The following is a 22,896-nucleotide window of genomic DNA, read 5'->3' as shown; positions in this document are numbered from 1 at the left end:
AGTGGAGCTTCCTTGGCGAAAGAGAACCCCCGCAAGATGCTTGAGGCCGATTTCAAGGTCTATCGAGAACTCGGTGTGTCGTTTGGGATCGGACAGTGTGAAGTAACCACGCTCAGCGACGTGGATGAGTACAAGGATGCGTATCTCTCCGAACTGGAACGCCTGAAAATGGCGCAAGGTCTGGATTGGGCAATGTTCCTCATCACTGATGTTGTGAGGGAGAACAGTGTACTGCTTATGACGAGTTTGCCGATCACTGAACGGAAACTAGCCTATGAGAAGACAGGTGAGGGAAAGTTTTTCCTTCCCGGGGTCCTCTCCAGGAAGAAACAATTGCTTCCAGAGATTCTCAGGGTGCTTGAAGAGTAGAACCTATTTGATCTCAGCGATGGTTATGACACTGGGGATGGTTTTCAGATTCTTGATGATCTTCCTGAAGTCATCCTCTCTCTCCACTTCCATGGTGAATGTCCCCCTAAGTTTACCTTCCTCATCATCGTGCAGCTTGCCTTCGATGAGATGCCCCTTATGCTTACGCAGTGCTCCCTCGATCTCCCCGAAAAGATCATAGGTGCGCTTGCTGGTTACACTGAAGCGTTTGGTAAGTTTCGGGAACTCTGTTTCCCATTCCACCTCGATAGCCCGGTCATCAATTTCTGCCATGTTCTTGAGATTGGGACAGCTGCGTTTGTGGACGATGATTCCCCGTCCTCGACTGATGTATCCAACAATGTCATCCCCCCGTACTGGATTACAGCACTGGGCGATGTGGATCATCATATTTTTCTCTTCACCAACACGGAATTTGACCCGTTTTGCATCAAAGACCTCCCTGACGATATGCTCATCATCCATCGGCGGCTGTGGTGGTTGCGGCTGTTCCTCTTTCTGCTGATGGTCGGGTGCTTTTCTCTTTGCAATGATGTCCTTGTCGATGAGGATGTTCTCATCATACTTGTTCAGCCATGCCTTGATTTTCTTGCGTGCACTGCTTGTCTGGGCATAGCGGAGCCATTGCAAGTGCGGCCGTGCATTGGGACTGGTCAGTATCTCGATGACCTGGGTATTCTTCAGTGGGGCATTGAGCGGGATGATGGACCCATCAGCCTTGGCGCCGGTGGTATGGTTGCCTACCTCGGTGTGGATCTGATAGGCAAAATCCAGGGCGGTGGAATTGGTGGGAAGTTCCACGATGTGTCCCTGTGGAGTGAATACATAGATGGTATCCTTGAGCAATTCCCCCTTGATATCCTCCATGTATGACTCACTACTCTCGATCTCGTTCGACCAGATCTTGAGCTTGCTGATGATACGGGAGAACTGTTCATTGTCCATCTTGTTCCAGGACCCACTGTCACTGCCTGTATCTGCTTTGTAGCTCCAGTGGGCGGCAACACCATACTCAGCGGTAAAGTGCATTTCCTTGGTCCTGATCTGTATTTCCAGCAACTTGCCATCGAGTGCCATGACCGTAGTATGCAGGCTCTGGTAGTTGTTTGCCTTCGGCATGGCAATGTAGTCCTTGAACCGTCCTTCAATAGGCGGCCATAGGCGGTGTACCACCCCAAGGATGGTATAGCATTCGGTTATGGTGTTGCAGAGGATGCGCACCCCAAGGATATCGAAGATCTCATCAATCTCCTTTTTGCGCTTCTTCATTTTCATGTAGACCGAATAGGTATGCTTGGCTCTGCTGGTGACAATGATGTCACTCAGCTCAGCATCACCGCAGGCACGATAGATGGACTTTTCCACCCGGTTCAGGTACGCATTCTGTTCACTCTTCTTGCTTAACAAGTAATCTTGTATGTAGTTGAAGGTATCTGGTTTGAGTACTTTCAGACTCAAATCTTCCAGTTCATCCTTCAGCCACGAGATACCCAGACGGTCGGCAAGGGGAGCAAAAATATCGAGGGTATCCCCTGCGATTTCCTTCGCCCGCTGCGGGTTCAGGTGCTGGATGGTGCGCATGTTATGCAGTTTGTCTGCAAGTTTGATGATGATGACGCGGATGTCCTTGCTCATGGCAAAGAACATCTTGCGGATGGTTTCAGCTTCCTGGACGCTCTTGTTCATCGTCTTGAGGTTGGCTATCTTGGTCTCTCCCTCGACCATATCAGCAACAGCCTGTCCAAACGTCTGGGAAAGTTCATCGTAGGTGGTATTGGTGTCTTCGAGCGTGTCATGGAGAAGCCCTGCGCAGATAGTATCTGCATCCATCTTCAATTGGATGAGAATTTCACCTACTGCTAGTGGGTGGATGAGATATGGTTCGCCACTGGCTCGTTTTTGGTTTTCATGCTTGCTGTCGGCGAAGGTAGCCGCGGCCAGGATTTTCTCCTGGTCAGCCTTGGGATACTTATACGCCTTTTGGATGAAACGCTCGATCAATTGTTCGTACATGCAAGTACCCCCCACACTACGCGTTCATGACCGGATAGATCCTTGGCAATGGTAATATGATTGAAGTGGTGCTCCTTGAATAGGCTGGCAACCTCTTGTGCCTGCCTGTAATCACATTCGATAAACAGAGCTCCTCCTTCCTTGAGATGCAGGATGCTCTGTTCCAGCAACCTTCTGATCAAGGAGAGCCCGTCCTGGCCTTGCCCATCCAGCGCACCCCTTGGTTCCCATGCTACCTCCGCTGAGGCCTCATCACACCAGGTGGCGGTGAGATAGGGAGGATTGCTCACGATCATACCATAATTTTGTGAAATCGTGGAGAGGAGATCCGCTTGATGAAGTAAAAGCTCATGCCCAACCAGTGCAAGGGCATTTTCCCTGGCAATGTCCAAGGCATCCGCTGAGATATCAGATAGCTCAACATCCACATCCAGTTCAAGGGAAAGTGTGATACCGATTGCACCACTGCCGGTGCATACATCAATGATGGGAAGTAATGCTTCCTTTCTCTTTCCCTGGGAGAAATGAAGCACTTCCTCGATAAGGGTCTCCGTGTCCGGACGGGGGATGAGTGTATGTTCATCAACCAGAAAAGTCCTGCCGTAGAACTCCTTATGCCCCAATATATATGCCATTGGTTTGTGAGCCAGTCGCTGGTCCCTGAGTTCCTCGAGGATTTCGAGCTCCTCTGATGCCAGGATCCGTTCACTCTCCATGATCTGGTGAACCTGGTCAAGACCGGTTGCCTTCTCAAGGAGAAGACGTGCATCCAGGTTTGCGCTGTCACCTACCTGTCCCGCTTGCAGCAATCTGGCAGTCTGTTGCTTCCAGCTGGCAATGGTCATGAACACGTTCCTTACGCTTCCTTGAGTGCAGCTTCACCTGCGGCTATCTTCAGTGCCTCAATAACCTCATCAAGATCTCCAGCCATGATCAGTTCGAGCTTGTACAACGTCAAGTTGATCCGATGGTCGGTGAGCCTGTTCTGTGGATAATTATAGGTACGGATGCGTTCACTGCGGTCTCCTGAGCCAACCTGGTTCTTCCTGGCCTCTGCCCGTTCCCGGTTTTTCTTTTCCTCTTCCAAGTCGAAAAGACGGGATCGGAGAACACGAAGCGCTTTTGCCTTGTTCTTGATCTGGCTCTTTTCATCCTGACAGATTACCACCAGTCCTGTGGGAAGGTGGGTAAGTCGGACGGCACTGTCGGTGGTGTTGACGCTCTGTCCACCCGGGCCTCCAGCGCGCATAACATCAATTTTCAGTTCTTCCTGACGAATCTCGATATCAGTTTCTTCCGCCTCGGGAAGTACGGCCACCGTTACTGCACTGGTGTGGATTCTTCCCCCACTCTCGGTTTCAGGGACCCGCTGTACCCGATGTACCCCGCTCTCAAAACGGAGCGATCCATAGACATCCTTCCCACTAATGGAGAGCACCAATTCCTTGTATCCTCCAATGCCTGTTTCATTGGAAGAGAGAATTTCCATCTTCCATCCCTTGGCATCAGCATAGTGGGAGTACATGCGGAAAAGGTTTGCTGCAAAGAGTGCCGCTTCCTCGCCACCGGTTCCTGCACGGATTTCCATGATGATGTCTTTTCCTTCCATCGGGTCGGGGGGGATGAGGAGCATCTTCGTCTTCTGTTCGCTCTTTGCCAGTTGCTCTGTCAATTCGTCAAGTTCTTGCTCGGTCAGCTCGAGCATCTCAGGATCTTTCTCTTCCTTGAGCAATTGCTTGGCATCTGCAATCTGCTCTTTCAATCTCTCCATTTCCTTGAGCTCATCAATAATGGGAGCAAGGTGGGACCTCTCCTGATTAAGACTCCTGAAGAGTTGCATATTTTGCATGGTTTCAGGATTGCTGAGTTTCTCATCTATATCTGCAAGCTGCTTTTCGTAATCAGGCAGTTTTTCTAGCATCGTTTTCTCCTACATGGCAAGTATACAAAAGTGATGGGTCTTTGCATAGCATCGCTAGATATCCAAACGGGAGAGCCTCTGTCGGTTCTTGGCAACCTCGGCAGGTCCAAGTGTATTCATCCGCAGGAAAAGTAATCCACCTGCAAGGAAGAAGAGGGCAGGGATAACCCCCATGTGGAGTCGTATGCCCCATATTGCTTGTTCAGTAATTGCAAGGGGGTCGAATGCGGTTGCTTTGTGTACGATGAAAAAGACCAAGGCTTGGCTTGCATAGCTAAATCGCATGAAAAATGCCCTGATACCAAGGACCACCCCATCATCGCGACGCTTTTGTTCCACTAGCAGGCTATCAATAACATCGGCCATGGCTGGGCTCATGAATGTCCAGAAACCTCCAAAACCCAGGCCCCAGAGCGCCATTGCAATCACATATGATGTGGCCGATGTGAGAAAGGAGAGAGGAAGAGCGAAGAGAGCCAAAACAAATGAGCAGAGGATGAGCATCAACTGATTGTTTTCCAGGCGCTTGGCAACCTGCATCCAGATCAGAATGGAGATCAGCGTCCCCACCAGCATCCCTGCGAAAATTGGGGTGGCCCCGCTGCTTTTCGCTGCAAGCACATACTTGACCACATAGTTGACGCTGGCAGTCATGAGCATACATCCGCTCTGGTAGAAGAAGAGCAACAGTACAAAGGCGAGCAGGTTACGATTCTTCAGTGCCCGTTTCATCTGGTCAAAGAAATGAGGGGATGCTTCCTTTCCCTTTTGCCGGGTGAATCGTGCAATCATGTCCTTGGTCTCAAAGACCCCGAAGCTTATCCCAATGGTTGCCAACAGGCTGAGTCCTGCAATGGCCGATGCGCAAATGAGGTAACTCGACCTTACTCCATACGAGAAAAACAGGGGAGGGATGATGAAGCCGGAGGCAATCCCCAGGACCCCGATACCGGTACCGACTGCTGCCGTCGTGGTTCTTTCGCTCTGGGTTCTGAATTTATCAGGGTAGATGCTTTGGTAGTTTACTTCCCAAAGGGAGTAGAACCCATCATAGAGACAGATGGTAATGACCATCCAAAGGAAGACAGGGAGTGGGTTCTCCCTGGCATCCCACGAGCTGGGTACACTGAAGATGAGAATGAAAAATACGCTGCAAAAGATAAGTCCCAGGATAATCCAAGGGAATCTTCTGCCAAATTTCTTGGAAAAAGGGGCTCCTTTGTTGGTCACATACCCTATGATTGGGTCGTTTATGGCATTCCAGAGCGAGTAGAGGATGGTTGCAAGCGCGGCATAGCCGGCAGACAACCCCACCTCCGTTTCGTAAAACATGAAGACGATGCTGCCGAATGCTCCGGTTAGGAACTCTGCAATGAATTTTCCCATGCCATAGGAGACCATGATGCTTCTTTTTGCCATGATGTACCTGCCTTGCTTCTTTATACTGCAGGCAGTCCTTCACGTCAAATGAAAGCGGTATCCTAGCGCTTCTCCTCCGTAAAGCGTACCACCATGTGCACTACTGCAACTTGATTGCTCTCATTGGCAATGGAGTGCTCCACATCGCAATGGTACACGAGGAAGTCGCCCTTCCGTATCTCCGCATTATTATCCCCAGCCTGTACCTTTACCGCACCTTTTACAACGGTAAGATACTCCTGCGTTCCTGCATAGTGCGGTTCACTGCTGAGAATGCTGTGTGGCTCGAGGGTGACAAGGTACATCTCAAGATCCTCCACCATGCTCAAGGGGCTGAGGATCCTGATGGACACCCCATTTTCATGTGTTTCGAGTTTTGGGGAGTCCTCTCCGGCCGGGTTGAGGGAAAAGATCCTTTTTGGCTGATCGTCTGAATCGAGAAGATCATTGAGCTCAACATTCAAGCCCCTTGCAATTTTCCAGACAGTGGCCACCGTAGGGTTTACCTTGTCGGATTCAATCTGGCTGAGCATTGCCTTCGACACACCTGAACGCTCAGAGAGTACATTGAGTGTGAGTTTCCTGCTGGTGCGTATCCGTTGTATGTTCTTGCCGATCATGGGAGGGGTTTCCATTGCATCGCTCCTTATGGTAATAAGTTTGACATAGTGAACTATGTTTATTATAATGAACATAGTTATTGTATGCTCCCCAAAAGGGAATTGTCAAGGAATGTGCTCTTGGAGGGTCTGATGAAAAACATCCTTATCATAGGTTCATTGGGACAGCTTGGTTCAGAGATAGCCATGGAATGCCGACGTCGCTATGGATCTGATCATGTCGTATTGACTGATATCCGCGATGATGTAAACAAGGAGCTTATCGGTGGAGGCCCTTTTTACAAGGTAGATGCACGTGATGGGGAAACCATCAATGGGATTGTCAAGAAGCATAAGATTGACACCATTTATCATTTGGCCGCATTGCTCTCTGCGAGGGCTGAGCAAAATCCTCTATCAGCGTGGGACCTCAATATGAATGGATTGATCGCAACCTTGGAAGTGGCGAAAGAGAATAGGTGTGCGGTGTTCACCCCTTCCTCGATCGGGGCTTTTGGTCCTACCACTCCCAAACAGTTCACCCCACAGGATACCATCCAGCGTCCGACTTCCATCTACGGGGTGACCAAGGTTGCCGGTGAGTTGCTGTGTGACTATTACCACCATGCTTATGATGTTGATACCCGGGGGGTTCGCTACCCGGGCATTATCAGCAATATGACTCCTCCGGGCGGTGGTACGACAGACTATGCGGTGGAAATCTACTATGAAGCGGTGAAGAGGGAGCATTATACCTGCTTTCTCAGGGGCGACACCTACCTTGATATGATCTACATGCCGGATGCAGTGGAAGCGGCAATCCAGATAATGGAGGCAGATCCCGGTCGTCTCAGGCACCGCAATGCATTCAATATTGCCAGCATGAGTTTTTGCCCTGAGGAGCAAGCTGCCTATATACGTACCCTCATCCCAGGGTTTACCATTTCCTATGAGGTGGACCCCGTGAAGCAAGCCATTGCAGATTCCTGGCCAAACTGCCTGGAGGATTATGCAGCACGGGTGGAGTGGGGTTGGAATCCTACCTACAACCTGGAGACCATGACCCTGGATATGATCGAAACCATTAGAAGGAGGAATCCATGACAGAAGCATTGGAAAAGGATCTGAAGGCATTCTTTGCAGAACAGGAACAATCTGGATTGATGAAGAGGGAGCGGGTATTGCAAGGCAAGCAGCAACGCTCAATCTCGGTTGCCGGCGGTGAGGTTCTCAATTTCTGTGCAAACAATTATCTGGGATTGGCCGACAATGCACAGGTCATCAAGGCCGCAAAAGATGCCATGGACAGATGGGGTTACGGACTTTCCTCGGTCCGCTTCATCTGTGGGACCCAGCAGATCCACAAGGAGCTGGAGCAGCGTATCAGTGCATTCCTGCACACGGATGATACCATTCTCTTCACTTCTTGCTTTGATGCAAACGGGGCGCTGTTCGAACCATTGTTGGGAGAAGAGGATGCGGTCATCAGTGATGAACTCAATCATGCATCCATCATCGATGGGATTAGGCTGTGCAAGGCAAAACGGTATCGTTACAAGCATAGTGATATGGTAAGCTTGGAGGCAGTGCTACAGGAGAGCAAGGATCAGAGAAGGCGCCTGATTGCTACAGACGGCGTATTCTCCATGGATGGGGACATTGCCAAGCTTGCAGAGATCTGTGCACTAGCCGAGCAGTATGACGCCTTGGTTATGGTTGATGACTCACATGCAACCGGTTATCTTGGGCCTAAAGGACGAGGAACCGTTGAACTGTGTGGTGTTGAAGGGAAGGTGGACTTGATAACCACCACCTTTGGGAAAGCCTGTGGTGGGGCAAGTGGGGGATGTATATCCGGTCGTCAACTCCTGATCGACCTGTACCGCCAGAGGGCTCGTCCATACCTGTTTTCCAATACCTTGGCACCGGCTATCTGCGGTGGGACGATCAAGGTACTGGACCTGCTGGAGGCAGGAAACACGTACAAGGAAATTACCATGCGCAATGCAGTGTATTTCCGAAGGAAAATGGAAGAGGCAGGTTTCGACCTGGTAAAAGGGGAGACAGCCATCGTCCCTGTGATGATCTACGATGAGGCAAAAGCAGTCCAGATGGCTGACATGCTTCTCACGAAGGGTATCTATGTCATTGGATTCTGCTATCCCGTGGTACCCAAGGGAAAAGCCCGTATCAGGGTACAGCTTTCAGCAACCCATACCTTGGAGGATCTGGACAAGGCTGTTGAAGCGTTCAAGGAAACAGCAAGGGAAATGAAGCTGCTCTAGAAGAAGATTCGTTTCTCGAGTTCTTCCCCATACTGCTTAAGATCGGCAAGTACCCGTTTCTCCTGGGCAGGGGTCTCTGTGCTTGCCAGTCTTTCCTCAATCTTGCGCTTGAAGAAATGCCAGTTCATCTTGACGTCTCCTGGTGGATTGAGTGTCCGCTCGGCACAGAAGCTACGCCATCTCATGAGTTGTTCCTCTGTAAGTACCTCCTCCCAATTCCGTGCAACATGGCGAAAGAGCATGGTAGGGATCCTGCTGTCCTCAAAGTCCAGGTGCAGGGAGAGTTTCTCCTTTGGCTCAGCTTCCCTGATCAGGGAAAAGCGCTTCTGGTCGGCATCAGCGAAGAAGCGGTCGTAGAGTTGGAAATCCACATCATCCACCCCTTCAAAGGTGTCCTCGACATTCCGTGCGATAAGCAACAACTTGGGGTGGCTTGCAATTTGTTGGTGGCGGAACATGGCCAGATCCTTGTCTATCCCAAGTTTTACGGCGAGTTGGTCAGTCAGCACACTCAGCGGGGAGACAAATGGACACTTGTTGATCGCCAGGGTGAAAACACCCTCTGTCTTGAGCAGTGTTTCCTCATTTGCCCTCAGCAGTGGAGCGGTGTCCTTGCTCAGGTCAAAACAGATAATGGCATTCGCATTGCTCTTCATGTGGGTGATTGGGGTGATCAGGCGTGAGCAACCCTCATTCTTGCTGAACATGGCAGAGGTAAAGAGAACCGGTTGCCCGAAGGGGGTTGGGACCACCCGCTTGACCTGGCTTTTTGCCCTGAGGGAGAAGTAGTAATCATACAACTTTGGCTGTTTGTTCTTGATCAGGCGTGCAATTTCAATGGTAGCCCTGACATCCACCAAGGCATCGTGCGCCCCTTCCTGGCTGATATTGTTTGCCTCGGTAAGGCTGGTGAGCCGGAACGTTGGGTTTCCCGTGGTTTCCTTTCTGGGTGGCCAGATGATGCCTTCAGGGCGAAGATCATATGCTGCACGTACCAGGTCAATGATATCCCAGCGACTACAGTTGTTCTTCCACTCTCTCTGGTAAGGGTCGAGGAAATTTCGATAGAGAGCATTGCGAATGAACTCATCATCAAAACGGATATTGTTGAACCCTGCAACCACGGTAGAGGGTTTTGAGAATTCTGCATTGATTCGGGCAATGAATTCGCTTTCGCACATTCCCTTCCGGTTCACTTCCTGCGGGGTAATGCCGGTAATGGTGCAGGAAAGCGGATCGGGCAGATAGTCGTCGCTGAGCTTGCAGTACAGGACGATAGGCTCGCCAATGGGATTGAGGTTGAGATCGGTGCGCTGCCCTGCAAATTGGGCGATTCGATCGTATCGGCTGTCAAGCCCAAAGGTTTCAAGGTCATACCAGAATATTGTCTGTTTGGAAGTGTGCGTATTCATGACATCAGTGTACCATATAAGTGAAGTTGTGTCTTTTTCCCCTGAATAGGTTGTTCTCTTTTGTGTGGTGAATTATCATATCACAAAGGATGCACATGAAATACCTAATATCAATTCTGTTGATGCTTTGTCTGCTCTTCCCTCTTGGGGCAAAAGAGCCAACCCCAAATGATGTCACTGTGGCTATTGCTGCCATTACTGACACGACGATCTGCGCGGTCGCGGCCTTCCTGAATACTCCGATGCTTGACCTTCCTGGAAGCAATCTCTACTTCAGGGATGGTGAGACACTTCCACACATCCTGACATTCCAGGAGGCTGATCTGGGGAAATATCTTCCTGTGTTCTTGGCGACAAAGGAAGGAGAAACTTCTTTCTTTGCATCACTGATGCAAGCAGCGAGAGGCCCGCTTAATGATGTGGCGATCCAATATCTCACTGTCCATGCGTGGGAAGAGGGGCATGCAGTACTCAAAGGGGCTGCAGTTACAGACTGGGGAGAAGGGGTCACACTCCCCCTCTTGATGGGTACTGTGATACAGAGCGGCAGGATCCCTGACATCATAGTCACTACTGACGTGGTGGTGGATGGAAGGCGGGTCAGTACATCGGTCCGGGTAGAGGGGAAATTTCTGTTGCACAGCGATTATGAAGGATTTTTTGCGGTACGCCCGCTCACTTTGAAAATAAATGGAAAGGAAGTGGAGGTCTAGGTAAGCCTCGATTTCCTATAGGAGGAAGCATGTCTGATTGTGTCCAGAAAACCGAGGAATTCCTGAAAAAACGGGGAATCGATCCCGCTACGGTGGATATGGAGCATTTGCTCAATACCTTTCTCAGAGAAATGGAGAAGGGTCTCATTGATGAGAAATCAAGCAGCCTGAAAATGATCCCGACCTATACCACTGTGGTCAGAGAGATTCCCAGGAATGAACCGGTTATCGTCCTAGATGCAGGAGGCACAAATTTCAGGACCTGCCTGGTGACCTTTGATGATCGGGGAACTGCACATATCGAGGATTTCAGGAAAGTTTCAATGCCTGGTGTCAAAAAGGAAGTGAGTGCAGATGAGTTTTTCTCCACGTTTGCCGATGAAGTGGAGCGTCTGATCGACAAGAGTGACAAGATTGGGTTCTGCTTCTCCTACGCAGCTTCCATCACCGCTGACCATGACGGGATTCCCTTGGTGTTTTCCAAGGAGATAAAAGCTCCCGAGGTGATTGGCAAACCGGTTGGGGCAACACTGCTGAAAGAACTTGCCCGTCGGGGTTACGATGTTTCCAACAAGAAGGTTGCAGTACTGAACGACACTGTTGCTACACTATTAGCCGGAGTGAGTGCAAAGAGTGAAGTCCCTTACAGTGGCTATATTGGTTTCATCCTTGGTACCGGTACAAATACCGCATATGTGGAAGAGAATGCTTCCATTGGAAAACTGGGGCTTCGGGATGGGGGTAGCCAGATCATCAATATTGAATCCGGCAACTTCGATTTTTGTCCCAGCGACCTTGACCGTGAGTTCTTTGGTGCAACCAAGGCACCCCAGCAATACCATCTGGAGAAGATGATCAGCGGAGCGTATCTTGGTCCATTGAGCACGCTTGTCATAGAGAAAGCGATAGAGGACGGAATCTTCAGTGAGAACTTCAGGCAACGGTTTGCAAGACTTGGCGGAATCAACACCACGGTGATGAGCAACTACCTTGAGATGCCGTTCAACCGTGAGTATGAACTGGTAGCCTGCTGCGAAGGGAGCCAAGCGGATGCAATTTCCCTTTGGATGATAATTGATGCATTGATTGCACGGGCGGCAAAACTTACGGCGGCAAACCTTGCTGCCACCATACTCAAGAGCGGAGCCGGCACTGATCCACGTGTTCCTGTCTGCATCAATGCTGACGGTACCACATTCTATAAGACTGAGTACCTGAAGAAGTATACTGAATATTATCTCCATACCCATCTGGAACTGGAGAAAAGAAGGTATTACCGCTTTGTCCATATTGATGATTCGCCAACCCTCGGGGCTGCAATTGCAGGGTTGAGCCTCTAGGTACGTCAGATGGGTGATTGCTTCTCCCTTGCCAAGCGTAGCAAGATCATGGCAAGCATCAAGGCGAAGGATACCAAGAGTGAACTCTTGGTACGGAGCTACTTGTTTCGTCATGGATTCCGCTTCCGTATCAATGACAAACGCTTGGTAGGGAGACCTGACATTGTGCTTCCCAAGTACAGGACCGTCATTTTCATCAATGGATGTTTCTGGCATGCACACCAAGGTTGCAAGTATTTTTCACTTCCGAAAACAAACCGTTTGTTCTGGGAACAAAAACTGACCAAGAACAGGGAACGTGACCAGAGGGTTTGTGCACAGTTGTTGGAGAAGGGGTATCGTGTCCTGGTTGTTTGGGAGTGTGAGCTATCTCCCCCCGCAAAACGGGAGGAGACACTCAACGGTCTGGTCAATGAGATCTGGCAGGGGCCTTAATCCTGGTCGGCGCGGGCGATGAGGCTGCGATGCCATGCAAGGAGCCTGTCGTGACGGCTCACATCATCACCTTTGCTGTCTACCATGACACGGTACACTGGTTCGGTCTTGCTGCCTCGCATCCAGAGAAAATCAGTGATGATGCCATCCTTGTCCTTCAGGGCCACCTTGTAGCCGCCGGTGAATGGGGGTGTGCGGAATGCTTCTCCCATACCTTCAACGGTGCTGGTCCCTTCACTCTGGAACACGGTGTATGCATGGATGTCCAGTTCCTTGAACATCTCTTGCTTTTCTATCCAATCAGCTTGCAATAACACTTCATATCGGCTTTTCAAGGCAGCATGGTCATGATGGATCTGCATCTTGCCCTCTTTCGAGAAGGCCCCGGTAGTGGTGTATAGGGGGATGCTTCCAATGATCTTCTCAAGGGTTACGGGGTGGGGGACCTCCTTCCCGTTTGCACGGAACCAGAGTTTTGCGATATCCCGGTTCCTGAGCAGTTTCAACAGACTCAGCAGTGTGTTGAGCGGGTCACGAACCTTCGCAGGATGGGTGATGTTGCCCCCATTGGAACCCTCTCCCAGCACGGGGACAAGATATCCTTCCGCCCTTTTCTTCTCTGCCAGCTCAACAACGTTTGCCTCTCCTACCTCACAGCGGAAGACCTCTGCATCAAGAGCCTGTGCGATATGGTCTATCCTGTTACTGGTAGGACCGTTTACAACGGTTGCCAACAGGCTGGAGGGATGCTTCAATCGACAGAGCGTCAGCTCTGCAATGACTACCAGGGCGAATACATTCTGGGCTTCCAGGATGCGGGCTTTTCCTGTATCCCCCTGGATATATACAAGGTTCCCACGGTCCCCGTCGTTGTCGGGAACGTAGCCTAGGAGGAATGAAGGATCCTTGGCGTACAGCATCTCCAGGGTCTGCTGACAGAGCTGAAGGTTTTCCCCTTCGGGTACGATGGCATGGACAACCTGCCCTGGCTGGTCATTGATCTGGTGTACCTTGAGCCCGAGGGAAGTCAGAAAGCGGTAATCGATGCTTACGGATCTGGCACTGCCATTGAGTTCTCCCACAACCCCAAGGGGTTCCTTGGTGTGGGCTTTTACCAGCATTTCCCTGAATATTCTATGTTCATTCCTATCCGCTGATTGCACTGCTGTGGTAAGTACAAACTGTTCATACCGTTCAAGATTCCTCGATTGCTCCGCTTTCACCGATGTAAGCACCTGCCTGTACCGGGTGGTATCCATCTGTGAGGAGAGATTCTGGAGGTAGAGAGGAGCCATCGGCTCTTCCAATACAATTTCCCTGAATACATTGACGATCTTCTCAGCCTCCTTGGCTGGGTATACACCACCAAAGCGACCAAACTTGAAGCCATTGTGCCCGATTGGATTATGACTTGCGGATATATAGAAGAATGCATCAGCTTCCTCGGGGAAGAGGTTGCAGTCAGCCATGATCTGGGGGGCGGCACAGATATAGAGATACCGTACCGAGCAGCCCAGCATGGTCAGGGTCCTGCACACGATATCCCCAAGTACTCTTCCGGTCGGCCTTGCATCAAGACCCACCAGAATGGTTGTATCATGCGGTTCAACGTGCACATCCCCTCGTGTAACTGCCTGCTTCCCAGCAGCAGGGACCCCTAGGAATCGTGCAAGGGAAAGGGCGGCAAGAGATGCCAGCATGGCATCTGCCTCAGTGATCTTTGCTGTAGCATCCTCTTCGTCCCCGCTTTCGGCAAAAACCTTCCTCCAACCGGAGGATGAGAGGATCATTGTGGACAGTGCATCTTTTAGTGCACTTGCATCTGGCAAGGGAAAATCAAGAATATTGAACATGTCATCAGCAATGGGGTGATGGCTCAAGGTATCATAGATAAGCATATGACCTCCGGTTTTTGGAGTATACCATATATTGCCTGTTTTGCAGATGTGCGATAGTGTGAAATCATGCAACCGATTTGTGCCGCAATCCATGACCTGAGCTGCTATGCAAAGAGCTCCCTGACTGTTGTCCTTCCTGTTCTGGAGACCATGGGAATAGAGACATGCCCCCTTCCGACTGCCTTGCTCTCGACTCAAACGGATGGGTTTGACACGTATTATTTCCGCGACACCACCTCTGAGCTTGAAGGCATTCTTGATGCTTGGAAGGAACTCTCCCTCCACTATGATGCAATCTATTCAGGGTTCCTGGGCAGCGAACATCAAGTACAGCTCATCAAGTGGTTCATCGAACAGCAGCGAAGGGTGGGTTCCCCCCTGGTGTTGGTGGACCCTGTACTGGGCGATGATGCATCTCTCTACGGTCCCATCACGACAGGTCATGTGGAGGCGATGCGATCATTGGTGCATGTTGCAGACATCATCACACCGAATATCACCGAGGCGGCCCTGCTTCTTGACCTCCCGTTCCAGGAGCAGTTTGACGAGAAGGAAGCGCTTTCCTGGGCCCGTAAGCTCTCCTTGCTTACAGGTTCCTTTGTTGTGATCACCAGTGTTCCTCTCTCTGATGGTTTTGCAGTAGCTTGTCACGCAGAAAATCAGGATTTTCTGGTTCGATATGCCAAGGTGGATGCTTCATACCCCGGATGTGGTGACCTTTTTGCCAGTATCCTGCTGGGAAGTTTGCTTTGTAAGCATACCTTCCAAACAGCGGTCAGACGTGCTGTTACCTATACATCAATGGCCATAGAGCGAACCAAAAGGACTGGTAGAGAGCGGAGACTGGGAGTGAGCCCCACCTTGATCCTTCCCGACCTTTCCAGGGAGCGGGCACAATGAGTGTGGATGTCTTGTTGGTTGCCCCACTCAAACACGAATTGGAAGGTATCCTAACAAAGTTGAACGAACCAGTGCTTTTTGCATCCAAGCGGGTCATCGGGATGGTTGTAGGGGTTGGCAAGGTTGCCAGCGGTATTGCCGTGGCTCATGCGATTGCTGCGTATAAACCGGCTCTGGTGGTGCTTGTGGGATATTGCGGGGCATTGGAAGAAACCCTTGTCATCGGGGATATTGTCTGTGCTTCCAGGGTTGTTCAGTACGACCTTGACCTGAGGGCATTTGGGCTGGACTGGGGCTCCACCTTCCTGGGTGATGGTACTCATGCCCCCTCTTTCCTTCCACTCTATTGTCCACCAATTGAAGGGGCAAAATCTGTGGTAATGGGTACAGCCGATCGCTTCCTGGTCCGCTCATATCGCGAGGAACATCCTGAACTGAGGGAAGACCTTCACCTTGGATGCAGTGATATGGAGGGATATGCGGTCGCTTTTGCGTGCCATGCTGCAAACATTCCCTGTGCAATCATCAGGGTGGTCAGTGATGATGCCAAAGGCAGAAAGCCCAAGCAATTTCCCGCATTTGTAAGGGAAGCTGCCAAAGGACTCAGAAATGCACTTCATCTGTTGCTGGAGTCCCCGAGTGAGAAGTCGCCCACCAGCTTGTAGACATTTCCGTCCCGCTTGAGCTCAATGGCACGATGGGGAAAATAGACGGGCAGGATTTTCCTTATATACTCCATGGCTGCTCTCTCGATAGATTCTTTCTTTTCCTTTTGCACCCACGACAAGGTCCTGATCTCAACAGAGAGGATATACCCACGGCCATGGTTGCTTCCATATCCTAGGGTAAACTGTGTACCCGTGGAAAAGAGTCCATCATAGGCAACACTGGAGGTTTTTCCTCGCTCCGGCCTGTTCGGGTGAAGAGGGTACGCATCACCGAAGGTGTCTTCGAGATAGTGATCGAGATCATCACACAACCTTCGCATCGTTGATTCAAGTTCCACTTGTTTTGGATGTGTGCTCATTGAGAATTCTCCTGGTTCTCACCATCTCCAATCTGGTATCGCTTGAGGAAGTTGTGGTAGGAATCAAGTGCAGGAATTGCTTCCTCCGGTACTTCAATTCGATTAGGTTGTTGGATCACCGGAAGGACTTCCTTTGGTCCCAGTTCCATCTGGTCAAAATGGTTTCTCCCACAGAGCAATTGCGCGAATGTCTTGAGCCGATCCTCGTTTTCCTGATAAATTTTCTGGGCTCCCTGGTGCATGGTGGAAAGGGCACCGGCTGTTGTCTCATCAAGCTTGTATGTTTCTCCCAGAGTACCATGGATCCTTGTATAGGAAATGTCTGGAATAGTCGGTGCTATCTGGTCCACAACCTGCATCTGGCTTGTGGCATAGATCTTCTGGATCGGGGCACCCTTTGCCGGATCTATCCAACCGATGACACCCGTTCCTGCTCCACTGACAGTGAAAGTAAAATCACTGCTTGCTGTTGAAAGGGAAAGGATATGGAACCGTTTTGCATCCGGATAGAGTTCCTTGGCTTGACGATATGCATAGAGGCTTGGGTTGTTTGCAACAACGCCTCCATCGATCAAGGTCTGCATGGTTTTCTCTTCCCGGTCGTAGAGATATGCGGGCTTGAAGAATGTAGGGGCAGCACTGGTTGCCCGGGCTGCTTCCCAGAACAGGAAGCCGTGTGAGTCATGGCTGCTCATGATGAAAGGCCTTCCATGTGCTGCATCATAAGTCATCACCATGGTGGGAATGACTGCCTCACTTAGCGGAACGTCTCCAAACATATGTTGCAAAAGCTTTTGCAACGGTTGCACATCATACTTATCTGTAAAGATCTGGCTGAAAAACCGACCTTGGCTTCTGGGGAATATCTGGCGGCCATTCTGCAGATAGAGTGATTCAAGCGTAGTGGTATCGACGCCGAAAGGAAGCGTTCCCCGTAGTATTTTATCTCCAGGCTTTCCTCTCAATTTCTGCATCAAGGTTCGTGGCTGTTCATCGTATATGTAGCTGATATACCTGGTATCAGGCTGGAGGTTTGTCTTCAAAACCGGTGCCCCAAGAGCGAGGGCGAGCAACCCCCCGGTAGAAGTCCCTGCCAACAAATCAAAATGAGAATATAGTGGACGATTATCTCCCATGGACTCCAACAAGGATGATAGTTTTGCAAGCATCACAGCAGGTATGAGACCGCGCATCCCACCTCCGTCTATAGAGAGGATGTATCGATCGTCTTGGGGTGATGATGCTTCCTTATGAATCCAGAAATCCTGTAATGCCATGCTAGTAGAGTGATGAATTTGTACCAGAGGGTCAAGCATCCTCTCTTCTTTGTACTCGATAAATGAATTGTATATCGATAGAACAGTCCGAGATAAGAATATTATACGATGGAAATATATAATTTTAAAAATAGACAGCTATGCAAAGTGAGCGTATTTTCGCTAGACTTATGCCATGGATGAACATGGAATGAACGCCTATGGCAAGTGCAGGTTATGTCCCAATTACTGCGCTGTGAACAGGATGGAAGGCAAGCTTGGAAGGTGTGGTGAGACTGATACGGTTCGTATTGCCTGGTCTGGGCTTCATCGCGGTGAAGAGCCTCCTGTGACCGGTGAACATGGATCAGGAATGATCTTCTTCAGCGGCTGTCCCTTGCACTGTGCCTATTGCCAGAACCATCAGATCTCTGGTAGTGGTGAGCCAGGTGCCATGGCTGTGGGAATTGAAGTGAGTACCAATGAGCTCTCCCATATCATGCTTGGACTCCAGGAACTTGGTGCGACCAATTTGAATCTGGTGACTGGAACGCATTTCATACCATCCATTGTTGCAGCGTTGGAACTTGCAAAGACGCAAGGTTTTTCCCTGGATGTAGTGTGGAACAGTTCAGGATTTGAGTCCCCGGAAGGACTCTCTTTGATCGATCCCTACATTGACCTGTATCTCATCGATGTAAAGACACTGAGCGAGGATGTGAGTGCAGTGTTCTGTGGATTGGCGCTCTATGCAAGGCTCATCCGTTCTGTGATGACGTATATTCTGCGTAATGGGAGAACCACTTTTGTTGATGATGGAGGACATCTCAAGGGAGTGCTGGTTCGGCATTTGGTGTTTCCCGGTACTCTTGATGCCTCCAAAGAGGTGCTGCGTTATTTTGCCCAGGAGCTGAAAGATTCTTGCTACCTTTCGCTGATGGTGCAGTTTGAACCTCCCAAGGGTGATGTTCGGTTTCCTGCAATACGAGAAGAGGAATATGATGAACTGCTCCTTACATTGGAGGAGTTGGAGATCGAGGATGGATTCGTGCAGGAACTGGGGGAGAATGTCTCCTGGATTCCTGATTTCACCCAGGATAATCCGTTCCCCGAGGGGTTTGCAACCCCACTTCCTTATTTTATCGACCTAGTGAAACACTCTAGCTGATGATGGTTCCCTCATATTTTCTGCCGTAGAGGATATTCATGGTGTTTTCGATGTTTCGTCCATCGGCACACACTACCTCCATATGCATTTTCTCAGCTCTCTTGCTTGCAATGGGGTCGAAGGGAGAGTTCTTTCCAGGGGTCCAGTTTTCTCCCACCATGGTACGATAGTCCGCCCAACTTATGGAATCCAACGGTTTTGCCTCAGGATTCTTTTTTGGATCATCGGTATATACCTTGGCAATGTTGCTGAGGTTGATGATCAGTCTTCCTTCAAACCTCTCGGCGAGGATGACTGCATCATTATCAGTGGAAAAACCGGGCTTCCAGCCAGCGGCAACCAATACCTGTCCCTGGAAGTTGATATGACCGGTTGGGTCCGTGATCAGGTTGTCGGTGCAGAATTCATGGAACATTGCCTTGAGGAGTTGCCCATTGATATGGGTGGCCCTAATCCCAAGCCAATCAAGTTCTTCACTCTCCACATCCGGGTTGATCTCTCGCATGGCATTCTGGTAGACACGGGCCGGTGCACCGCCTCCACAGACCAGGATGATTTTTCTACTTTTATCTTCTTTCAAATAGGCTTTGAGAGCACTGTTGAGTTCCTTAAGAAAAGCGTGGTCAACCTTATCCGGTGCAATGATTGATCCGCCCAATGAAATAACTGCCAAATTATTATACATGGAGTCCTCCGCCGGCCATGGTACCAGATTTTTCGACTCCCCTCAATATTGAAGTAGGGAGAAGTTGGATGAAGTACCTATATTTGATTTGAAGATGTCAATCCTTATGTGTTCATCTCACCCAGCAGGGGCTAGACCATGCACAGTCACCATGGTTGGTGAATACGCGTGCATAGAAAACATCATCTGGCATAGCATCAACTTCAATATGTACCTCGCCCATGCATTGTTCAATTGGATGAAATTGTGAAATTGATACAGCAGGGCTGACAAATCCATTCAGATACGTAACCTGTGACATCCCGGTGAGCGAAGAAAGGGGATATGAAACTTCAATTTGGTGCAGTGTATCTTGCCAGATCCCCTTTGCGTGTAGGTGAATTATACTCTGTTCTGATCCTTCGATCTCTAGAGCAAAGCCCTGAGTGGTGTCTGTGGTGGCTGTTGGATTGCCCCTGGTCGTCACTTGCAGAGATACCGTGTTTCCTGAATGTGTGAAGTGGGGTAGGACACGTCCACTGGTTGACGTATCCAGTGGATCAACAATATCTTCACCCCTTAGTCGCTTTGCTGTGCTGTGGATGATTCCCTTTTCAATGGTGATTGTTGCTTCCCACTGGCACGTGCTGTGTTTTTCTCCCCAGCCAAATGCAAAATCCAGAAACCCTCGCGTTACTTGCTGGGTAGGTTGATGATGGTCACAAGGGTGGACCCTATGAATAACCTTGTTATTCTTCAGTATCTCAATTCTGTCCAACACCGTATAGCCGGCAACATATGCATCAAGGGGAACAGTGCCATCGCCGGTGAAGTCATACCCTGACCCCATCGGCATGTCATTGAGAAATATCATCAATTCCATGGGGTCGCCGGTTAATGCGAGCGTTTGCTTGTTGGTTAACCCTGCCCAGATTGCATCCCGGCTCCTGTCTGTCGACCAGAGGCCGGTTCTTCCGCAACCGTAGCTACCGGGAGAAGCATTGTGATGATCACTTGACCCGACTACCCCGAACCTATGACCCAATGACAGCCCTCCCTGCATGGTATTCAGAGCACTACGTGGACCCATCGTGTGCAGATATCCAGGTGAGGCTTCCAGACTTTCTGCACTCCCATGCATAGAAACAATTTCTATCACCGGGGATGCTTTAGAATGAAAGAATTCCCACCCTATGCCCCTGTATCCATGCTTGTAGCCGATATGATGAGGCATACAAATCAACTCATCCCTGATTGCATCCGTTGACCCAAGCAGTTTCAGCAAGCGTTCATCCTTCCCACCCGTTGGGGCTTCAGGAAGTGCAATCCCAAGCTTCTTATGGATGATTGTATAATCTCCAGTCTGGAAGCTATGAAATTCATAGCTTGGGAAGGGGATACAATTCCCACTCACGTCATCAAGCAGTTGGTTATAGTGATCCCACTGTTCTCTCAGCCGAGCAAATCCATCCCTGTGATATGCCTGTACCTCGCTTGGAATAGTTCCCTCCTCCATATCAGGTTTCCCTTAGGCCAACTCATCAATGAGTTTGTCAAGGTATTGCATCGTTCTCATAAGTGGGTCCTCAATCGTATAGACCTGTACGCCGCAGGCTTTGCCCGTTAGGGGGCTTCCCAGAGGATTTTCCTTGGGGCTTTCTTCTCTAGAAACACAGAAGCTCTTTTCCTTTGTCCAATGCTTCCTGCCGAGTTGTCTCATCATATCCAAACAGCCAACTGATGATTGCATCAACCTCAGCCTTGGTGCCTTCTTTGTAAAACCCATGGTTAAGAATGATACACTGCCATGTAATAACTATCTGCTAGGCTGAATATAACCTGCTTTGCTTGATCAGTTTTTCATAGATAGAGAGCAGGGAAGCAGCAAATGTCTGTGTATCAAAGGGTTTGCTTGTAATTAATGCTTGTTCGCTGAGTCTGAGACGAAGTGGTTCGTCATTGCTTAGGAGGTCAAGATAGTGGTGAAACTCCTCGTTTGTGCGATATTGCCATCCATTCTCCCCATCGCGTACCACTTCTGCCAGGCTATCATCAGCACGGCAGAGAACAGGGAGTCCTGAGGCCAAGGCTTCGATATACGTCAATCCCTGCGCCTCGCTTGTTGAGGCACTGCAGAAAACACTACCCAGATGGTAATAGGCAGGAATAACCTCTTGTTTCTGCATGCCTGCAAAAATCACATGCTTTTGCAATCCACGTGCAGCTACCATCTGCTCCAGGGTTTGTCTCTGTGGTCCATCCCCAACCAGCAACAGTGTACGATCTTGTTTCGCCAGAGAGAAGTTGGAGATCAGTTCCTCGATCCGCTTCTCTACAGCCAGACGGCCTACATACACCAGAACGAAATTGTCCTTTGGTATTCCTAGGGAAGCCCGTAATGTTTCAATCTCCTTGCCCTTATTGGTGGGAGAAAAGCGTGCAAGGTCGATTCCGCTTGGGACAACATCGATTGGACCCTCCACCCCATAAGAACGTAATAAGCGTTTTGTCTTTGCTGTAGGGGCAATGACATAATCAACCTTGGAAAGGATTCTCTTCGAGAATCGTTGAGCCATGATATGCCCCAATCGTTCACTGGGAGAGAAGTAATCCGTATAGTTCTCATACAGCGTGTGGTAGGTATGGACCAAAGGAGCCCCTGATGCATAGGCAATACGTTTAGCAAGGGAAAAGGTGCTGAACTCACATTGGGAATGCACTACATCAGGATTCCACCTGATGATTTCCCGTACAATCTTCTTTGCAAATGTTCCACGGATACGGGTACCGGGATAGAGCCGGTCAGAGCTCAACGATCCGAGGTACCAGACTCCATTTTGGTAATAGGATGTATGTGCATGGGCAAGGGTAAGTATGCGAACATCATGTCCTGCCTGGGTGAGCCCCTGCCTGAGGTTGACGATAGAGGTGACAACCCCGTTTGTGGTTGGAGTAAAAGCGTCCGTTGTAAGCAAAATTCTCATGAGCGTCCTCCTCCGATATCAGTTTCCTGGTATGCTGCCGTCTCAATTACTCATATTCCATGCATCTATCATGCCAAGTTTGCTTCATCAGCATTTCCTGCATTGGATCTGTAACTTTTAGTTTTTAGGTCTCTGATTCATGGCTTTTCTTCAAAAGAAAACCACGCTCGACCTCCAATAACATCCTTCGAAATAGCAAATTATCTGCTTCAGCATCTTTACGATGCGGGCAAAGTGTGCCATACTTTACCCAACCTAAATATTAGGGAGAGTAAAAGCGGATGGAACAGAAGCACGAACGACCCGAATTCATCAAGAACTTCAAGAAACCACAGGCTACCGAGATCAAGCACATCAACGGCCACTGGTATCTCTATGAACGCAAGACGAAGTATGATCCCTCGACACAGAAATCCAGGAAGGTCAGCGGGAAGCTGCTCGGGACCATAACAGAATTCGGGCTGGTACCAAG

Annotated in this window: 23 protein-coding genes and 1 pseudogene; 10 read left to right on the top strand and 14 right to left on the bottom strand. The window is 49.8% G+C overall.

The features are described from left to right. Nucleotides 1–369 (top strand): DHHA2 domain-containing protein (locus tag AB7S66_RS05490; RefSeq protein ID WP_428518451.1); only part of this gene is annotated, 369 nt, incomplete at its 5' end. A 3-nt stretch (nt 370–372) separates the two neighbouring features. Here AB7S66_RS05490 and AB7S66_RS05485 read toward each other — a convergent pair. The 5 genes from AB7S66_RS05485 to AB7S66_RS05465 all read right to left on the bottom strand — a co-directional run bounded on the left by AB7S66_RS05485 (nt 373) and on the right by AB7S66_RS05465 (nt 6,378). Beyond that, nucleotides 373–2,403 (bottom strand): RelA/SpoT family protein, encoded by a 2,031-nt coding sequence (locus AB7S66_RS05485; protein WP_428518450.1) that lies wholly within the window; start codon nt 2,401–2,403, stop codon nt 373–375. Then, complete coding sequence (gene prmC, locus AB7S66_RS05480) at nt 2,388–3,248, bottom strand: peptide chain release factor N(5)-glutamine methyltransferase (RefSeq protein ID WP_428518449.1); 861 nt, start codon at nt 3,246–3,248, stop codon at nt 2,388–2,390. Before prmC ends, AB7S66_RS05485 begins: the two co-directional genes overlap by 16 nt. Nucleotides 3,249–3,259: 11 nt before the next feature. Continuing rightward, nucleotides 3,260–4,324, bottom strand: coding sequence for a peptide chain release factor 1 (gene prfA / locus AB7S66_RS05475; protein ID WP_428518448.1), 1,065 nt, complete (start codon nt 4,322–4,324; stop codon nt 3,260–3,262). A 54-nt stretch (nt 4,325–4,378) separates the two neighbouring features. Continuing rightward, nucleotides 4,379–5,743, bottom strand: coding sequence for an MFS transporter (locus AB7S66_RS05470; protein ID WP_428518447.1), 1,365 nt, complete (start codon nt 5,741–5,743; stop codon nt 4,379–4,381). A gap of 62 nt (nt 5,744–5,805) precedes the next feature. Beyond that, nucleotides 5,806–6,378: a helix-turn-helix domain-containing protein gene (locus AB7S66_RS05465; RefSeq protein WP_428518446.1), complete on the bottom strand. Its 573-nt coding sequence runs from the start codon at nt 6,376–6,378 to the stop codon at nt 5,806–5,808. Nucleotides 6,379–6,495: 117 nt separating this feature from the next. On the opposite strand from AB7S66_RS05465, the gene AB7S66_RS05460 reads away from it, so the two are divergent. Then, entirely contained in the window at nt 6,496–7,446 is a 951-nt protein-coding gene (locus tag AB7S66_RS05460; protein ID WP_428518445.1) for an NAD-dependent epimerase/dehydratase family protein, read from the top strand. Then, nucleotides 7,443–8,627, top strand: a complete 1,185-nt coding sequence (locus AB7S66_RS05455) for a glycine C-acetyltransferase (RefSeq protein ID WP_428518444.1) — start codon at nt 7,443–7,445, stop codon at nt 8,625–8,627. Before AB7S66_RS05460 ends, AB7S66_RS05455 begins: the two co-directional genes overlap by 4 nt. Here the strand turns inward: AB7S66_RS05455 and sbcB are convergent. Further along, complete coding sequence (gene sbcB / locus AB7S66_RS05450) at nt 8,624–10,039, bottom strand: exodeoxyribonuclease I (RefSeq protein ID WP_428518443.1); 1,416 nt, start codon at nt 10,037–10,039, stop codon at nt 8,624–8,626. The genes AB7S66_RS05455 and sbcB overlap by 4 nt on opposite strands. Before the next feature lie 95 nt (nt 10,040–10,134). Here sbcB and AB7S66_RS05445 point away from each other — a divergent pair, with 95 nt between their 5' ends. Genes AB7S66_RS05445 through AB7S66_RS05435 form a run of 3 tightly spaced genes read left to right on the top strand, consistent with a single transcriptional unit; the run spans nt 10,135 to nt 12,527 of the window. Further along, entirely contained in the window at nt 10,135–10,752 is a 618-nt protein-coding gene (locus AB7S66_RS05445; protein ID WP_428518442.1) for a hypothetical protein, read from the top strand. A 29-nt stretch (nt 10,753–10,781) separates the two neighbouring features. Beyond that, complete coding sequence (locus AB7S66_RS05440) at nt 10,782–12,092, top strand: hexokinase family protein (RefSeq protein ID WP_428518441.1); 1,311 nt, start codon at nt 10,782–10,784, stop codon at nt 12,090–12,092. A 9-nt stretch (nt 12,093–12,101) separates the two neighbouring features. After that, nucleotides 12,102–12,527 carry a very short patch repair endonuclease gene (locus AB7S66_RS05435; RefSeq protein ID WP_428518440.1) on the top strand — a complete coding sequence of 142 codons (426 nt, stop codon included), beginning with the start codon at nt 12,102–12,104 and terminating at the stop codon, nt 12,525–12,527. Here AB7S66_RS05435 and AB7S66_RS05430 read toward each other — a convergent pair. Next, nucleotides 12,524–14,425 (bottom strand): phosphoglucomutase, encoded by a 1,902-nt coding sequence (locus tag AB7S66_RS05430; protein ID WP_428518439.1) that lies wholly within the window; start codon nt 14,423–14,425, stop codon nt 12,524–12,526. The two genes, AB7S66_RS05435 and AB7S66_RS05430, sit on opposite strands and share 4 nt — an antisense overlap. Before the next feature lie 66 nt (nt 14,426–14,491). Between AB7S66_RS05430 and AB7S66_RS05425 the strand changes: the two genes are divergently transcribed. Both AB7S66_RS05425 and AB7S66_RS05420 read left to right on the top strand, forming a co-directional pair. Continuing rightward, nucleotides 14,492–15,325, top strand: coding sequence for a pyridoxamine kinase (locus tag AB7S66_RS05425; RefSeq protein WP_428518438.1), 834 nt, complete (start codon nt 14,492–14,494; stop codon nt 15,323–15,325). Then, on the top strand, nt 15,322–15,990 hold the full coding sequence (locus AB7S66_RS05420) for a 5'-methylthioadenosine/S-adenosylhomocysteine nucleosidase (protein WP_428518437.1): 669 nt from the start codon (nt 15,322–15,324) through the stop codon (nt 15,988–15,990). Before AB7S66_RS05425 ends, AB7S66_RS05420 begins: the two co-directional genes overlap by 4 nt. On the opposite strand, the gene AB7S66_RS05415 is transcribed toward AB7S66_RS05420, so the two are convergent. Together AB7S66_RS05415 and AB7S66_RS05410 are read right to left on the bottom strand one after the other, a co-directional pair. Then, complete coding sequence (locus AB7S66_RS05415) at nt 15,942–16,352, bottom strand: hypothetical protein (RefSeq protein ID WP_428518436.1); 411 nt, start codon at nt 16,350–16,352, stop codon at nt 15,942–15,944. The two genes, AB7S66_RS05420 and AB7S66_RS05415, sit on opposite strands and share 49 nt — an antisense overlap. Then, nucleotides 16,349–17,629 (bottom strand): patatin-like phospholipase family protein, encoded by a 1,281-nt coding sequence (locus AB7S66_RS05410; RefSeq protein WP_428518435.1) that lies wholly within the window; start codon nt 17,627–17,629, stop codon nt 16,349–16,351. Before AB7S66_RS05410 ends, AB7S66_RS05415 begins: the two co-directional genes overlap by 4 nt. A 175-nt stretch (nt 17,630–17,804) precedes the next feature. Here AB7S66_RS05410 and AB7S66_RS05405 point away from each other — a divergent pair, with 175 nt between their 5' ends. After that, complete coding sequence (locus tag AB7S66_RS05405) at nt 17,805–18,776, top strand: radical SAM protein (protein WP_428518434.1); 972 nt, start codon at nt 17,805–17,807, stop codon at nt 18,774–18,776. Here AB7S66_RS05405 and pyrH read toward each other — a convergent pair. The 5 genes from pyrH to AB7S66_RS05380 form a co-directional block, all read right to left on the bottom strand. After that, nucleotides 18,769–19,461 carry a UMP kinase gene (gene pyrH / locus AB7S66_RS05400; protein WP_428518433.1) on the bottom strand — a complete coding sequence of 231 codons (693 nt, stop codon included), beginning with the start codon at nt 19,459–19,461 and terminating at the stop codon, nt 18,769–18,771. The genes AB7S66_RS05405 and pyrH overlap by 8 nt on opposite strands. Before the next feature lie 112 nt (nt 19,462–19,573). Next, entirely contained in the window at nt 19,574–20,956 is a 1,383-nt protein-coding gene (locus tag AB7S66_RS05395) for a hypothetical protein (protein WP_428518432.1), read from the bottom strand. A gap of 12 nt (nt 20,957–20,968) precedes the next feature. After that, on the bottom strand, nt 20,969–21,160 hold the full coding sequence (locus tag AB7S66_RS05390; protein WP_428518453.1) for a DUF2200 family protein: 192 nt from the start codon (nt 21,158–21,160) through the stop codon (nt 20,969–20,971). Then, nucleotides 21,105–21,236 (bottom strand): DUF2200 family protein, encoded by a 132-nt coding sequence (locus AB7S66_RS05385; RefSeq protein WP_428518452.1) that lies wholly within the window; start codon nt 21,234–21,236, stop codon nt 21,105–21,107. The genes AB7S66_RS05390 and AB7S66_RS05385 overlap by 56 nt, the downstream gene beginning before the upstream one ends. Nucleotides 21,237–21,263: 27 nt before the next feature. After that, nucleotides 21,264–22,424, bottom strand: a complete 1,161-nt coding sequence (locus AB7S66_RS05380) for a glycosyltransferase family 4 protein (protein WP_428518431.1) — start codon at nt 22,422–22,424, stop codon at nt 21,264–21,266. Nucleotides 22,425–22,705: 281 nt separating this feature from the next. Here AB7S66_RS05380 and AB7S66_RS05375 point away from each other — a divergent pair. After that, nucleotides 22,706–22,896: pseudogene (locus AB7S66_RS05375) on the top strand (hypothetical protein); the annotation flags it as partial.

This window comes from Sphaerochaeta sp., from assembly GCF_050178175.1.
Lineage (GTDB): Bacteria > Spirochaetota > Spirochaetia > Sphaerochaetales > Sphaerochaetaceae > Sphaerochaeta.
The sequence above is the reverse complement of the archived record's forward strand: the minus strand, read 5'-3'. Positions and strand labels throughout refer to the sequence as shown.

What these genes read in the sequence shown, in the direction of transcription:
- AB7S66_RS05485 (WP_428518450.1), bottom strand. Translation starts at nt 2,403, where the DNA reads ATGTACGAACAATTGATCGAGCGTTTCATCCAAAAGGCGTATAAGTAT.
- prmC (WP_428518449.1), bottom strand. Translation starts at nt 3,248, where the DNA reads ATGACCATTGCCAGCTGGAAGCAACAGACTGCCAGATTGCTGCAAGCG.
- prfA (WP_428518448.1), bottom strand. Translation starts at nt 4,324, where the DNA reads ATGCTAGAAAAACTGCCTGATTACGAAAAGCAGCTTGCAGATATAGAT.
- AB7S66_RS05470 (WP_428518447.1), bottom strand. Translation starts at nt 5,743, where the DNA reads ATGGCAAAAAGAAGCATCATGGTCTCCTATGGCATGGGAAAATTCATT.
- AB7S66_RS05465 (WP_428518446.1), bottom strand. Translation starts at nt 6,378, where the DNA reads ATGGAAACCCCTCCCATGATCGGCAAGAACATACAACGGATACGCACC.
- AB7S66_RS05460 (WP_428518445.1), top strand. Translation starts at nt 6,496, where the DNA reads ATGAAAAACATCCTTATCATAGGTTCATTGGGACAGCTTGGTTCAGAG.
- AB7S66_RS05455 (WP_428518444.1), top strand. Translation starts at nt 7,443, where the DNA reads ATGACAGAAGCATTGGAAAAGGATCTGAAGGCATTCTTTGCAGAACAG.
- sbcB (WP_428518443.1), bottom strand. Translation starts at nt 10,039, where the DNA reads ATGAATACGCACACTTCCAAACAGACAATATTCTGGTATGACCTTGAA.
- AB7S66_RS05445 (WP_428518442.1), top strand. Translation starts at nt 10,135, where the DNA reads ATGAAATACCTAATATCAATTCTGTTGATGCTTTGTCTGCTCTTCCCT.
- AB7S66_RS05440 (WP_428518441.1), top strand. Translation starts at nt 10,782, where the DNA reads ATGTCTGATTGTGTCCAGAAAACCGAGGAATTCCTGAAAAAACGGGGA.
- AB7S66_RS05435 (WP_428518440.1), top strand. Translation starts at nt 12,102, where the DNA reads ATGGGTGATTGCTTCTCCCTTGCCAAGCGTAGCAAGATCATGGCAAGC.
- AB7S66_RS05430 (WP_428518439.1), bottom strand. Translation starts at nt 14,425, where the DNA reads ATGCTTATCTATGATACCTTGAGCCATCACCCCATTGCTGATGACATG.
- AB7S66_RS05425 (WP_428518438.1), top strand. Translation starts at nt 14,492, where the DNA reads ATGCAACCGATTTGTGCCGCAATCCATGACCTGAGCTGCTATGCAAAG.
- AB7S66_RS05420 (WP_428518437.1), top strand. Translation starts at nt 15,322, where the DNA reads ATGAGTGTGGATGTCTTGTTGGTTGCCCCACTCAAACACGAATTGGAA.
- AB7S66_RS05415 (WP_428518436.1), bottom strand. Translation starts at nt 16,352, where the DNA reads ATGAGCACACATCCAAAACAAGTGGAACTTGAATCAACGATGCGAAGG.
- AB7S66_RS05410 (WP_428518435.1), bottom strand. Translation starts at nt 17,629, where the DNA reads ATGGCATTACAGGATTTCTGGATTCATAAGGAAGCATCATCACCCCAA.
- AB7S66_RS05405 (WP_428518434.1), top strand. Translation starts at nt 17,805, where the DNA reads ATGGATGAACATGGAATGAACGCCTATGGCAAGTGCAGGTTATGTCCC.
- pyrH (WP_428518433.1), bottom strand. Translation starts at nt 19,461, where the DNA reads ATGTATAATAATTTGGCAGTTATTTCATTGGGCGGATCAATCATTGCA.
- AB7S66_RS05395 (WP_428518432.1), bottom strand. Translation starts at nt 20,956, where the DNA reads ATGGAGGAGGGAACTATTCCAAGCGAGGTACAGGCATATCACAGGGAT.
- AB7S66_RS05390 (WP_428518453.1), bottom strand. Translation starts at nt 21,160, where the DNA reads ATGAGACAACTCGGCAGGAAGCATTGGACAAAGGAAAAGAGCTTCTGT.
- AB7S66_RS05380 (WP_428518431.1), bottom strand. Translation starts at nt 22,424, where the DNA reads ATGAGAATTTTGCTTACAACGGACGCTTTTACTCCAACCACAAACGGG.